At 40.2% G+C, this 14,720-nt stretch carries 11 protein-coding genes; all 11 read right to left on the bottom strand.

Translation table 11 applies throughout. The features are described 5' to 3' along the window. Positions 1-23: 23 nt before the first annotated feature. Positions 24-1,772, bottom strand: a complete 1,749-nt coding sequence (locus HMPREF3237_RS00430) for an ABC transporter ATP-binding protein (protein ID WP_070888451.1) — start codon at positions 1,770-1,772, stop codon at positions 24-26. Position 1,773: 1 nt separating this feature from the next. Continuing rightward, positions 1,774-3,498, bottom strand: coding sequence for an ABC transporter ATP-binding protein (locus tag HMPREF3237_RS00425; protein ID WP_070888450.1), 1,725 nt, complete (start codon positions 3,496-3,498; stop codon positions 1,774-1,776). 50 nt (positions 3,499-3,548) lie between these two features. Further along, positions 3,549-4,487 (bottom strand): peptide-methionine (R)-S-oxide reductase MsrB, encoded by a 939-nt coding sequence (gene msrB, locus HMPREF3237_RS00420; RefSeq protein ID WP_070888499.1) that lies wholly within the window; start codon positions 4,485-4,487, stop codon positions 3,549-3,551. Positions 4,488-4,608: 121 nt separating this feature from the next. Continuing rightward, the gene (gene thrB / locus HMPREF3237_RS00415) at positions 4,609-5,478 is read right to left on the bottom strand and encodes a homoserine kinase (protein WP_070888449.1); all 870 of its coding nucleotides are present in this window, start codon (positions 5,476-5,478) and stop codon (positions 4,609-4,611) included. A gap of 1 nt (position 5,479) precedes the next feature. Continuing rightward, positions 5,480-6,766, bottom strand: a complete 1,287-nt coding sequence (locus HMPREF3237_RS00410) for a homoserine dehydrogenase (RefSeq protein WP_070888448.1) — start codon at positions 6,764-6,766, stop codon at positions 5,480-5,482. Positions 6,767-6,899: 133 nt separating this feature from the next. Beyond that, on the bottom strand, positions 6,900-7,622 hold the full coding sequence (gene yaaA / locus HMPREF3237_RS00405) for a peroxide stress protein YaaA (protein WP_070888447.1): 723 nt from the start codon (positions 7,620-7,622) through the stop codon (positions 6,900-6,902). Between the two features lie 45 nt (positions 7,623-7,667). Beyond that, on the bottom strand, positions 7,668-8,078 hold the full coding sequence (locus tag HMPREF3237_RS00400; RefSeq protein ID WP_070888498.1) for a peptide deformylase: 411 nt from the start codon (positions 8,076-8,078) through the stop codon (positions 7,668-7,670). Positions 8,079-8,182: 104 nt separating this feature from the next. Beyond that, positions 8,183-10,867, bottom strand: a complete 2,685-nt coding sequence (locus HMPREF3237_RS00395) for a cation-translocating P-type ATPase (RefSeq protein ID WP_070888446.1) — start codon at positions 10,865-10,867, stop codon at positions 8,183-8,185. Positions 10,868-11,058: 191 nt separating this feature from the next. Then, the gene (locus HMPREF3237_RS00390; RefSeq protein ID WP_070888445.1) at positions 11,059-12,027 is read right to left on the bottom strand and encodes a glycosyltransferase family 2 protein; all 969 of its coding nucleotides are present in this window, start codon (positions 12,025-12,027) and stop codon (positions 11,059-11,061) included. Next, the gene (locus HMPREF3237_RS00385) at positions 12,020-13,051 is read right to left on the bottom strand and encodes an acyltransferase family protein (RefSeq protein ID WP_070888444.1); all 1,032 of its coding nucleotides are present in this window, start codon (positions 13,049-13,051) and stop codon (positions 12,020-12,022) included. Before HMPREF3237_RS00385 ends, HMPREF3237_RS00390 begins: the two co-directional genes overlap by 8 nt. A gap of 10 nt (positions 13,052-13,061) precedes the next feature. After that, positions 13,062-14,579: a thioredoxin domain-containing protein gene (locus tag HMPREF3237_RS00380; protein ID WP_257364328.1), complete on the bottom strand. Its 1,518-nt coding sequence runs from the start codon at positions 14,577-14,579 to the stop codon at positions 13,062-13,064. Between the last annotated feature and the right edge of the window lie 141 nt (positions 14,580-14,720).

The raw sequence follows: 14,720 nt of genomic DNA, 5'->3' as shown, positions 1-14,720 counted from the left end.
TAGCATTATAACGGCTTTCCCATTTATTCTGGGCTAAAAGCTGCTGCTTGCTGCATTTGATAGTATTTGCCTTTTCTCGTCATGAGTTCCTGATGATTGCCGTGCTCGACAATATCTCCATCCACCAAGACAAGAATCAAATCAGCATCTTGAATGGTCGATAAACGGTGGGCAATGATAAAGCTTGTCCGTCCCTTCATGAGTTTGGCAAAGGCGTCCTGAACCAGCACCTCTGTCCGGGTATCGATGGATGAAGTTGCTTCGTCTAAGATGAGAATCTTAGGAATGGCTAGAAAGACGCGGGCAATGGTCAAAAGCTGAGCTTGACCAACAGACAAAGATTCCCCTGCATTTTCAAGCTTGGTATCATAACCCTGTGGCAATTGTTGGATAAAGAAATCCGCATTTGCTGCCTTGGCTGCGACAATGACCTGGTCTCGACTTGCTTGAGGATGGCCAAAAGCAATATTGTCATGAATGGTTTCCTGCTTGAGCCAAGTTTCTTGGAGCACCATCCCAAACTGCTGTCTCAATGATGCTCGGGTATAATCATAAATCGAGCGACCGTCTAGCAAAATAGCTCCTGAGTTAATCGGGTAAAAACGCATTAGGAGATTGATAAGGGTAGACTTCCCAGCACCCGTTGGGCCAACGATAGCAACCTTACTACCAGCTGGAATATCAATAGACAGATCCTTAATCAAGATCTTTTCAGGATTGTAACCAAAAGAAACTTGCTTAAAGGAAATAGCTCCCTTGACTTGGTCACTGTTCAATTCTTTAAAACCTGTTTCTGTAATCTCAGGACTTTCTAAAACAGTATAGACACGTTCTGCACAAGCTAAGGCACTTTGCAACTCGGCTAAGACTGATGAAATATCGTTAAAAGGCTTAGTGTACTGCTGCGCATAGTTCAAAAAGGTCACTAAACGACCAACCGTCAAAGTGGAACCCGCCATGATGCGTAAAGCTCCAACACCTGCTAGTAGGGCATAAATGAGGGCATTGACAAAACGGGTGGAAGGATTGACTGTCGATGAATAAAAGATAGCCGACTGAGAATAACCTGCGTAATTGTCATTTGCCTCATGAAGTCTCTCGATAAATTCTTCCTGAGCATTGAAGGACTGGATAATGTTTTGCTGGGTGAGCGATTCTTCTATCAACTGAGTCTGAATTCCCCTAGTCTCTGTCTGCTTTTGAAAGAGATGGTAGGATCTCTTTGCGATAAAGCGTGAAATGACCATAGATAGAGGGGTTAAGAGCAGAACCAAGAGAGTCATCAATAGATGGATTTGGAGCATAGCAAGAATGCTGACCAAAATCATCAAAACTCCGATGAAAAATTGGTTGAAAATCATATTCAATCCCGCTGCCAACTGTTCGATATCTGTCGTTACACGGCTGACCATTTCCCCACTACCTTGTCTATCTACAAGGGCAATCGGAAGACGATGGAGCTTTTCAATGATTTTTTCGCGCAAATCTTTGGTGTAGGAGAAAATCAGTCGATTATATAGGAGGGGATTGACCCACTGTACCAGCGTATTTCCGATGACCACCAAAATCATCTGGAGGAAAATCTGCCAGAATACCTGAGATGAGTCCGTCACTAAGACTTGGTCAATCACCTGCCCAATCAAGATTGGCAGATAGATTGATAGGGCTACCTGAGCAATGGTTCCCAAGAAAGCTAGGAAAAGAAGGACGGGATGGCCAGCTAAATCTTTTGCTAATTGTTTGAAGGCTTGGCTTGCATGTTTGCCTTTCATTCTAGTCCTCCTTTCCATGTTGGGATACATTGATTTCACGATAGATTTGGCTAGTCTTCATCAATTCCTCATGATTTCCAAGTGCTAATTGCTCCCCTTTCTCTAAAAGGAGAATTTGATCAGCAATCTTCAAGGTTGAAGTTCGTTGGGAAATCAAGATCAAACTGGTGTTTGGTAGGTTATCTTGAACAGCTTTGAGAAGATTGGACTCAGTGATGGTATCAAGGGCTGACGTCGCATCATCGAGGATGAGAAAAGGAGCTTGTCGTAAAACTGCTCGGGCGATAGACAAACGTTGCTTTTGCCCACCTGAGAAATTACGACCACCTGCTTGAACCTCTGCGTCCAGCTGACCTTCCTTGTCACTAATAAAATCCTTGGCCTGGGCAATTTCTAAGGCCTGCCATAGTTCTTGGTTGGAGACTGTTTCTTCCATACCCAGAGTCAAGTTAGAACGAATGGTTCCCTTAAAGAGTTCAACCTTTTGAGGAACATAGGCCATCCAAGATCGCCATTCAGAAAGATTGCGAGGACTACGTCCATCTCGATAAAGGGAAATGCTTCCCTTATCTGCCGGATAAAGGCCAAGTAGGACCTGTACCAAACTTGACTTACCAGAACCAGTCCCCCCGATGATTCCAAGAATTTTTCCTTGTTGCATAGCAAAAGAAAGATTTCGCAAGGATGGTTGAGCAGCATCTGGATAGGTAAAGCTCAAGTGTTCAACTCGTAAGGACTGGTTCGAGGAAGTTTCTTTTTGAGCAATTTCTGCCAGTATATCTTCAGGCTTTTCTGCAAAGACTTCTTCAATTCGCTTGGCAGAAATATAAGACTGGTTGAGTGAATTAATGAGCATGGCTAGTTTTATCAACTCTACCAAGATTTGCAGGAGATAGTTGATTAAGGCAATCAAGGCACCTTGACTGAGCCAGCCTCCCTGGATAGAAATATAGCCATTCCAGATGATCACCAGCAAAGTTCCGTTGACGATCAAATAGGTCAAGGGTGTCAAGAGACTGGACCAGTAGCCTGTTTTCATTTGGATAGCCGTATAGACTTGATTAAGTACTTGGAAGTTCTCGATTTCTCGTTTTTCTTGGCCAAAGGCACGAATTACACGCATCCCTTGTATCTGTTGGCGTGTTTCCTGAACCAGCTGGTCTGTTTTCTTTCTCAAAATACTATAGAGAGGATTGACCAAGCGTGATAACACGACAATGACAAAGGACAAAATGGCAACCATGACCAAAAACCAGAAGGTCAATTCAGGCGAGAGACGATAAGCCATAAAAATGGCACCAAAAACAATAATAGGGGCCCTTAAAAATAGGCGTAAAAATTGATTGATCCCTGTCTGAATCTGATAGGTATCTGAAGTCAAACGCGTCACCAAACTCGAGGTCGTCAAACGGTCTCTACTATCCTTGGGCAAGGAAAGAATATGACGATAGAGGTCATTGGTCAACTCCTTAGCAAATCCTACTGCTGCCTTGGCTGAGTAAAACTGAGCCACTAAAGCTACCAAAACACCAATAACTGCAAACAAAAAGAGGAGCCCCATTTGCAGCCACAGATGACCCTGATTTTTGTGAGGGATAGATTGGTCAACAATCCCTGCTATCACCATGGGAACCAAGAGTTCAAAAACGGCTTCTAGCAACTTGAACAAGGGCGCTAGGAAAGACTCCTTAATGTAGGGTTTAAAGTAAGAAAGTAATTGTTTCATACGTCCCTTCTATTTTCAAAATGAAGAAGGTGGAAAAACCACCATCTTTTTTATTTGTTCAAATATGGAAGTAGGTAGCCATAGCCAGCCTCTTCCATTTCATCCTTAGCAATGAATCGTAAAGAAGCAGAATTGATACAATAACGCAATCCACCCAGTTCCTGAGGTCCGTCTGTAAAGACGTGCCCCAAGTGGGCATTGCCTGAACGTGACCGGACTTCGATTCGCTCCATACCATGACTCAAGTCCTGGTAGTAATGAATGAGTTCCTTGGAAATAGGACGACTAAAGCTTGGCCAACCACAGCCTGAGGCAAATTTATCCTTGGCAAAGAAGAGGGGCTCACCAGTCGTGATATCGACATAAATTCCTTCCTCAAAAGTTTGGTCGTAGGCATTGCTAAAAGGAGCTTCCGTCGCTGCCTCTTGGGTAACTCGGTAGGATTCTTCTGACAAATTTTCTCGTAAAACTGCCTGACTCGGTTTTTCGTAGTTAGCAGCGTCTATCAGTGGTTTCTCTGCATCCCTCACATCGATGTGGCAATAGCCACCAGGATTTTTCTTGAGGTAGTCTTGGTGATAGTCCTCAGCCAAGATGTAGTGACGGAGTTTCTCCACTTCTACTGCTATCTTGCGTCCAAGCATACGCTCCTGCTCTTGAACGACTGCATAGATAGTTGGCAAATCCTCTTCGTCTTGATAATAAATCCCTGTGCGGTATTGACGACCACGGTCATTTCCTTGTTGATTGATAGACAGTGGATCAATGACTCGGAAATAATAGAGCAAGATCTCACGGAGCGACACTATCTTTTCATCATAGATAACTTGCACAGTCTCTGCATGATCTGTTTCTTTGATTAATTGATAATTGGTAGTTTCTACCTGACCATTGGCATAACCAACAGTCGTTTCAAGTACTCCAGAAATACGTGAAAAGTATTCTTCTAAGCCCCAAAAGCAGCCACCTGCTAAATATATTTCTGCCATTTCAAATCCTCCTTGACCAAGAATGGTCTCTAAATTTTGGAAAGAGTTAACTTTCCTTATTTCATTTTCAAAAAAAGGATAGGAAGCCCTCTTAAAGAGTTTCCCCATCCTATCGCTATCTTTATTTTTCTTCGACGCGAACGCCTTGTGTATCTACTTGCAAGTCATGAAGTTTGCCTTTCAACGGTTGTTTTTCAAGTTCTGCCTTAATCTTAGGCATCTTGTCAGGCTCAGCCAATACCATGACAGTTGGACCAGCACCGGACAAGTAAGTCGCATAAGCGCCATTTCTCTTGGCAACTTTCTTGATCGTCGCAAATTCTCGTACCAGTTCTTGACGGTAACGCTCGTGGAAGAGGTCACTCTCAATAGCTTGACCAGCTTTGACCATATCTCCTGTCAATAGGGCTGCAATGGCTACGTTGGCGATAGAACTTGCTGCAACAGCTTCCTTATAAGAAAGTTTCTTGGGCAAGACACCACGGCTATCTCGAGTACGCAATTCATAGTTTGGAATGTAGGCTAGGAAGGCACACTCTGGGAAAGGTGCCACAACAGCAGAAACCTGACCTTCGACTGAGCTAGCAATCACGAGATTTCCATAGATAGCAGGCGCAACATTATCAGGATGCCCTTCAATCTTAGTCGCTAATTGCAATTTTTCATGCTTGCTCAATTTCAAGTTTCCAAGTTGATTTGCCAGTTCAATCCCTGCAACGATGACAGAGCTAGATGAACCTAGTCCACGTGCAAGTGGAATATCACTGACCATTTTCAAACGTCTTGGTTGAAGGTCTGGAACGATTTGTAGAGCAATCTTCAGTAATAGATTACGCTCGTCACGTGGAATCCATTTGCCTAGTTGATGTTCAATCATCCATTCTTCACGTTCTTCACAAACCTGAATTTCTAGATACTTAGTTACAGCTACACCAACAGAGTCAAACCCTGGACCCACATTGGCACTTGTAGCAGGTACAATAATCTTCATCTTAGTCTCCTAAAACCTTGAAGGTATTGAGAAGTTCAAACTCAGCCAAGGCCTTCAAAGCTGCTGTAATATTTTCAAGCTGTGCCTTGTTGATTTTATGAGTGATGATAACGACACGAGCCTTGCCTTCTTGTTTCCCATCTTGTAGGATTTGTTTGAAGGAAATATCTTCTGCATTAAAAATCTCAGCCAATTTCAAGATTTGGCCTTTAGAATCAGGAGCCAAAATTGAGAAATAATAGTTGGCTTTGACATCTTCTGGCTGAGCCAAAACTACTGGACGGCTGTATTCATTAAAGTCTTTTCCAATGGTACCGTCATTCAAACGACGAACGATACGGATAATATCAGCTACAACGCTTGTTGCAGTTGGTTTTTGACCTGCACCTGGTCCATAGTACATAGACTCACCGATACCGATGGATTCCACAAAGACCGCATTCATAACACCGTTAACACTTGCAAGTGGATGAGCTTTCGGAAGGAAGGTTGGAGTAACCTCGGCAGCGATTCCAGAAGGTGTTTCTTCGATTGAGCCAACCAGTTTGACTACATAACCAAGGTCTTGGGCAACTGCTACATCTTCTGGAGTGATATTGCGAATTCCTTGATGACTAACATCTTCAAACTTGACATTCATCCCAAAAGCGAACTGGCTCAAAATGACCATCTTATAAGCCGCATCAATCCCGTCAACGTCATTGGTTGGGTTACTTTCAGCAAATCCAAGACGTTGAGCTTCAGCAAGCGCATCTTCGTAAGACCAGCCTTCTTCTACCATTTTGGTCATCATAAAGTTGGAAGTACCGTTGACAACACCAAGGACACGCGTAATTTTATCAGAAGCTAGGGAATTCGCTAATGTACGAAGGATTGGAATTCCTCCGGCAACTGCCGCCTCATAATAAAGAGCAACGTGATTTTTCTTAGCAATCTCTAACAATTCAGTTCCATGCATCGCTAAAAGATCCTTATTGGCAGTAACGACATGTTTTCCTGCCTCTAAAGCACGTGTCATGAAGGTTTTCGCTGGCTCGATACGCCCCATTAATTCAACAACAATTGTAATATCTTTGTCTGACAAGATTTCGTCAATATTTGTTACAAAATGAAAATCATTTCCAGCAGCAAATAAACGATTTTTTTCTTCCTCGTCTTTAACTAAAACCTTTGCTACTTCAATCTCTGAACGACCTGATTGGGTTATTTTTTCTCCATTTTCCTTGAGAAGGAAAGGAACACCACTCGCAACTGTACCAAATCCAAGTAATGCAATCTTAACTGACATCTGTGTCTCCTTGAAATTTTATAATAAAAACATTATACCAGAATTTTGTGAAAATTCCTACCACTCCAACCGAAAAGACTTCGCAAACAAAAAAGCTTACGATTAGTAGTATCATCGCAAGCTTTCGCCTTTCTTATTTGACAAAAATATACTCATTTTGGGTAGACAAATCCCTCTGATAGTTAAATCCCGAAAAGCTAAGATTTTTAATTTCTTCAACTGAGGTCACTTGATGTTCCATCAAAGCTGTTAAGAAGGCCCCTCTAGCTTTCTTTGAAATGGTAGAGTGGATTTTTAGTTTTCCATCTCTTTCTTCCATAAACTTGAAGGTCACCATTTTTTCACGGATTTCTTTTGGAAATACAGTCTCAAACTCTGAGGATAACAGTGAAAAAATGAGATTCTCACCTTCCAAAGCTTCACTGTATGCCGTTTGCCAATGTGTCTTCAAACTTTTACCATCCACCTTCAACTTCATTAAAAAATCCAGTCGGTGAGGAGCAATCGGTTCAAAGGCTGGAATTACTCCATAAAAAGCAGTCGTAATTAGGAGATGTTCCTCTAGATAGGCCTGCTCTGCCTTGCTTAGTTTTTCTCGTTTGATGTTACGATACATGAGCCCATCAAAGAGTTGCAAGGCTGGATATGATTTTGCAGTCCCATTTTTCAAGGCCTGGATGCGTTCATACTCCTCTTGCGCTTTTTCAGATGATATCTTGTAAAAACTCTCCAGCTCTTGGACAGAGTATGTTGCTAACTCCTCCAGAATAGCCTGACTTTCAGGACGCAAGGGTTTTGCTTCTAAACTAGAGATTTCAGTGTTCATTTCTTTTGCAGTTGGGATTAGAATTTTCATAGTGTTAGTGTAGCATATTTTTTTAGGACTACCAAGGATTTAAGCCTAAATGATAATCCCCTCCAAATGATCGAGTTCATGCTGACAAATCTGAGCCGGAAATCCTGTCAAGGTAATGGTCTGTTCTTGCCAATGAATATCTCTATAGGATACGGTAATTTTCTCATATCTCCTTGTTTGTCTCATACCTGTCAGAGACAAACAACCCTCTTCCGTCTCATATGGATTTTCAAAAGATTTGAGAACTGGATTAAACATAACCACGGGAATCATTCCAAGATTAAAGATAATCACGCGCTTTTGCACCCCAATCATATTAGCTGCTAGGCCGACACAGGTCTCTTTATTGGCCTGTAGGGTATCCTGTAAGTCCTTTGCTAGAGGTAAATCCTCCTGACTAGCAGGTCGGGATACTTGCGATAGAAATAAAATATCTGTTACAATTTTCTTTTTCAAGACTCTTTCCTCCATCTTTTTCTCAACTTGATTATAGCATAAAATCTATCTCTGTTTACCATATATAAAAGCAAAAAAGCCATCCGAAGATGACTTTTTTATGCCTAAATGGCATTTTTATCTTTTCCAAGTGCGCGCTGAATAGCTTTCACAATCTCGACAAGGACAACAATCAAGAAGGATCCTGTTAAAACAGCTAACCATTGTGTCAAACTCAAATGAGAGACATGGAAGAGTTTATTAAATCCAGGAACAACAATCGTTGCCATTAAAAGAACGAAGGCAAGTGGAATGGACCAGTTAAAGGTTTTGTTCTTGAAGAGACCCACTTTAAAGATGGATTGGTAAACCGACTTGACGTTAAAGGCATGGAGCAATTGGATCAAACCAAGAGTCGCAAAGGCCATAGTCAGTGCATCCGCATGGATTTCCGCACGTGTAGCATGTTCTGGCCATAACAAGGCCCAACCATAAACACCAAGAACGAGTAAAGTTTGGAAGACTCCTTGATACATAATGGCACCGAAGACACCACCATCAAAGAAGTTAGATTTACGTCCACGAGGTTTGTGGGTCATGACACCTGGTTCAGCTGGCTCAACTCCAAGGGCGATGGCTGGAAGCGTATCAGTTACCAAGTTGATCCAGAGAAGGTGCACTGGTTGCAATACATCCCAACCAAAGAGGGTTGCAAAGAAGATGGTGAAGACTTCAGCCATATTGGCAGACAAGAGATATTGAATGGATTTTTGGATATTGGAGAAGACCTTACGTCCTTCTTCTACCGCTACGATAATGGTTGCAAAGTTATCATCAGCAAGGACCATATCAGAAGCACCCTTAGAAACTTCTGTACCTGTAATCCCCATACCGATACCAATATCCGCTGTCTTAAGTGATGGTGCGTCATTAACCCCGTCTCCTGTCATGGCAACAACTTTACCTTCATTTTGCCATGCTTTGACAATCCGAACCTTGTGTTCAGGTGATACACGCGCATAAACTGAGTATTGCTTAAAGACTTTTTGGAATTCTTCATCCGTTAGTTCATTCAACTCAGCACCCGTAAAGACATGGTTTTCTGTGTCATTTGGATCGATAATACTAAGACGTTTAGCAATAGCTTCTGCTGTATCTTGGTGGTCACCCGTAATCATGATTGGACGGATACCTGCTTCTTTAGCGACACGAACAGCTTCTGCAGCTTCTGGACGCTCAGGGTCAATCATACCGACCAAACCAGAGAAGATAAGGTCAGACTCAACAATTTCAGATTCCAAGGTTGGAATTTCATGGCTTGTCTTATAAGCCATCATCAAGACACGAAGGGCTTGTTTGGCCAAATCTTTGTTGGTAGCAAGGATAGCTTTCTTATCTTCATCCGTGATAGGGCGAACTTGCCCATTGACTTCAATACGCGTCACACGCTTGAGCAATTGATCAGGCGCACCCTTGACAGCGATAAAGTAAGAACCGTCTGCTTCCTTATGAATGGTAGACATGAGTTTACGGTCTGAGTCAAATGGCAATTCAGCTACACGTGGCTCATCTTCCAAGACTTCACGAACATCAAAGTTGTGGTCCAAACCAAACTGTACAAGAGCTGTCTCCGTTGGATCACCAATCAATTTGCCAGATGTATCCACCTTGGTATCATTGGCAAAGTTCATGATACGAAGGGTATTGTTGCTAGCAGCAATCTCAGATGCCGAGCTTTGCAATTGACCGTTGGTATAAACTTTTTCAACCGTCATTTGGTTCATGGTCAAAGTACCTGTTTTATCAGATGCGATGATTTCTGTTGAACCAAGAGTTTCAACCGCTGGCAATTTACGAACAATCGAATTACGTTTAGCAAGAGTTGTAGTTCCCAAAGATAGAACGATGGTAACAATGGCAGGGAGACCTTCTGGAATTGCAGCAACCGCAAGGGCAACTGCTACCATCAATCCTTCCAATGGATGTTCCCCACGAATGAAGACACCAACCAGGAAAGTGATAATCGCAATCACAACAATCAAATAAGTCAAGGCTTTAGATAATTGTTCCAAGCTTTGCTTCAATGGTGTTTCTGTTTCGTCTGCGTTGGCTAACATATCGGCAATCTTACCAACTTCTGTGTACATACCAGTATTGGTTACGACACCGATACCACGACCGTAAGTTACGTTTGAGTTTTGGTAACCCATGTTAACACGATCCCCGATACCAGCATCAGCTTCAACAAGTCCTGTCACATCTTTTTCAACTGGGACAGACTCCCCTGTAAGAGCTGCTTCTTCGATTTTAAGAGAAGCTGCTTCAAACAAGCGCATATCTGCAGGCACGACATCTCCCGCTTCAAGCAAGACGATGTCTCCAGGTACCAATTCTTTTGAGTCAATTTCAATCACATGACCATCACGACGAACACGAGCCATCGGGCTAGACATATTTTTCAAAGCTTCAATGGCTGCTTCTGCCTGACCTTCTTGGTAAACTCCGAAGGCAGCATTCAAGACAACAACGGCCAAGATAATAATGGCATCTGTTAAACCATCCATCCCTTCTGTAATTACAGAAAGTGCGGCTGCCGCAAGCAAGATGATAATCATCAAATCTTTAAACTGGTCAATAAACTTAGACAGGATACTACGTTTTTCACCTTCATCCAGTTCATTATGTCCATAAGTCGCCAAGCGTTCTTGAGCTTGTACACTCGACAAGCCTTCTACAGATGAATCCAATTTCTTTAAGACATCCTCTGTAGTTTGCGTATAAAACAAGTCTTTATTTTGTTCTTTAGACAAAATAGTCTCCTCCTTTTTGGTCTCTTTCTTACAAAAAAAGAGACCTGTTTTTTAAAAAAACAAGTCTCGCTGTTTAATATAGTGCCGGAAATAATTCGTAATGACGACACTATCGCGGTTAACCGCCAGCTACTCCCTTGAGTAGTTCTATTATATCAGAATTTCAAAAGTTTTCAAGTGCTGGGGTGGAGTTAGTCAACATTCCCATCATAAGTACGATCACTAATAATGTATCTTGGACGTTGCTTCGTTTCTAGATAGATTTTTCCAATATATTCCCCGATTACACCGAGACTAATTAGCTGAACTCCGCCAAGTAAGCTTACAATGGCGTAGGTACTGGCCCATCCAGCTACCACATTACCAGCAAATTTGCTCCACAAAACCCAGATGATCAACAAAAAACTAAAAAGTGAAGTCATAACTCCCAAGCTAGTAATCAAGCGAATGGGCTTAATAGACAGACTAGTAATCCCATCCATTGCTAAACCAAGCATTTTAGAGAGTGGATAGTGACTTTCTCCTGCAATTCGTTCATGACGTTTATAAGTCACGTAGGAATACTTAAATCCTACAAGAGGCATAATTCCACGAAGGAATAAGTTTACTTCTTTGAACTTAGCAAGCTCATGAATAAACCGTTTAGAGACTAAACGATAGTCCGCATGATTAAAAACGACATCTGCTCCAAATAAATGCATCACATTATAGAATCCTTCAGCTGTGATTCTCTTAAATGCTGAATCAGTATCACGATTGTCTCGAACCCCGTAAACAATCTCTGAACCTGACTTATATTCAGAAACCATTTGATCCATGCAGTTGATATCATCTTGACCATCTGCGTCAATGGTAATCACGATATCCGCAAATTCTGCAGCTTCGTACATCCCAGCCAAAACACTACTTTGATGACCACGGTTCCGACTTTGAGAAATACCTACAACATATGGATTCGATGAAGCATATGCTTGGATTAGTTCCCAAGTTTTATCCTTACTGCCGTCATTCACATACATGACCTTACTATTTGGATGAACCTCTTGATTTTTTACTAATTCCTCAATTTTCCCAACAAACATCGGATTGGTATGAGGCAACACTTGCTCTTCGTTATAACATGGAATCACGATATATAAAATTGGATTATTTCTACTCATTTTTGTCACCTAACCTTTTAAATCCAAAAGGAAAATTAGTCCCTCTAAATACTCTGACAATCAATTCACACCCTACCAAAGTCAATATTGTTACAACACTTGTTGTAACGTAGCCATTCACAAAAATACCAGTATATCTTGTAGACAGTTGTAAAACTAATTTTTCTACCAATACTAAAACAATTGGGGCATGGACACCATAGTAAATCAAGGTTCTTTGACCGATTGATTTCAAGAGAGTCATTTCAGGAATTGACTTAAAGAATATGAAGGTGGACCATATACCTGAAATTGCAGCAATGTAAAACAAGAGATGGTTTCCTATCTGTTGATAGTAAAGATCAACAATCTGTTTTCCACTCAAATGATAGTTCAATCTGCCCACAAATATAGTTAGAAAGAAGGCAACTGGCAGATAGTATATTGCAAAAAACTTTTCCAGCTGAGGTAAATATTTCCTTACTCCAACACCTAGAAGAGTGAAGACAACGGCTACAGGGACCAAATCAAGATTCCAGATTAGATAAAAATTCCAAGTATAGATTTTTTGTCCTAAAAAGACTAGAAGCAAGAGTGATACAAGAATCAATAGCCATAGACCAATAGACCATTTTCTTCTGAGAATAAAGTAACTAAAAACATGTGCTAAAAACATGACATTTAGAAACCATAACTGAAAATAAACATGCAACCGATCTGACAATAACAATTGTTTAGTAAAATGAATAAGATTAAAACTAAACACTTGTTCAGGATACATGACAAAGAGTTGAAAGAGAAAAACAAAAATATTCAGGCAAAAAAAGGGAACGACCAAACTTTTCACCTTGCTAAGAAAATATTCCTTAAATGTTTTATATTTAGTGACATTTAAAGTAAAACCTGACAAGAAGAAAAATAAGGGGATATGAAAAACATAGAGAAGTATTTTTGCACGAAGAGGCACAAAACTGCTATGCCCTATAATAACAAGTATAATCGCTAGCCCCTTTGTCATATCAATGTATCCAATACGTTTTTTCATCTTACTTTCCTTAGTCCTGTTCTAATTTAAAAACGCTCATATCAGAAGTTATCTTCTCAATTTCTACAAAATGAACATGTTTATGATAATGTTCACTCATAATTTTTTTAACACTATCCATATTTCCTGAAGCAGGTGACCAAAAAAATAGGATATCATCCCTATCTAGAGCAGATGTCAAAAGGTTACTAGGTTCTACCGCTTGATACCTTTTCATCAAGTCATAGTAATGTGGAGAAAAAGTCTGCCAATTTCCTAAAGTTGTCGTATTTTCAATCAACTGATTCGGCTTAAATCTAAGAGTTGCCAAACTTGGTTGAGAATTTACAAGTGTTCCATATCCACCAAAAACAATTAACTTATCAGAATAATTTTCCACAACATCATGATATTCTGAAACCATAGATGATTGAATATCTGGAAACCAATAGAGTTCTCCTGCTACACTATTCACCCAGACCATACTTGCCACTATTCCTACTAGTTGGAGGCTATAAAAAATTCCTCTTTTTTCTAACAGTCTTCTCTTAGTATAAAACAAGGGCGCCTGATAGACAAAAAAGATTAAATAGCTAATGATTATTGGGATATAGACACGTTCTACTACTCTTTGCCTAACAAACAGAGCACCTATCAATGCAAATGGAACAAGAGGAAGTAGCCATCCATAGAATTTCTTGGGTTTGAAGAACAGAAACCAGCCAATCATAACAAAAAGAAAAGTTGTCAAAATGATATTTTGGAAATAATCCGACACCATCTGAAGTACATTAAAGGAGTACTTTTCAGAGAAAGAACGTACGGATTGAATTTTCGTTAATAACTCATTGTTTAAAGCTGCTTTTTCAGCAAACAACCAGTAGGTTGAAGCAGATAAGTCGTTTTCACTGACTCCTAATTGCTGAAATTCCTTGGCATGCTTCTCATAATCAATCGCAGGGAAATCTCTCAAATTAGTACTCAGAGTATTCCAAGTTAGGTATTCTTGAACATCTGGTCTCATTAAGGTATAAACTTTATTGGAAGCAAAAATAAGCAAAATTACAGAAAATAACAAGAATAATTCTTTTTTCTTTTTCCCTTTGATTACTTCAAAAACTAAGAAGGGGAGTAAAAGCAATAATAAACTGGTTATAATTTGCGGTCTAATCGACAACCCTATCAAAGACAAGAGCACTCCCGTTACATATTTTCTATCAAATAATAAAAGCATAGCTGCTGTCGATAACAAGTAAGCAATTACTGAAAACGAGAAGTACTTCATTAAAACCATTTGAAGTAAAACTAGCAAAGGGAGTACAAAATAAAATTTCTTTCTGAAAAAAAATTCTAAATAAACGCTAAAACTTAAACAAAAACCTATAGATAAAAAAATAAAATAAATATTCAACGTTGTAAACAACTGCTGAAAAAAGACTAGTGTAGATGATAATAAAATCCCTATATAAGGGAGCAACATATTTTCACCTGATAATATCGTTTGATTAATCATAATATCATCGATTACAGGATAATCAAACCCCTTCATCAGTCTATATATGTAAAATATAAGAAACGGTATCACTAGCAATCCTACTCGAATCACTTTATCTAGAATTAGTTTGTAATTCATGAAAAATTCTCTCTAAAAAAATATTCCACTCTCATTCTATCATGTTTTCTTTTTTTA

This window comes from Streptococcus sp. HMSC34B10 (assembly GCF_001839505.1).
Lineage (GTDB): Bacteria > Bacillota > Bacilli > Lactobacillales > Streptococcaceae > Streptococcus > Streptococcus peroris.
Note: the sequence above shows the minus strand (reverse complement) of the source record. Positions and strands in the feature narration are given on the sequence as shown.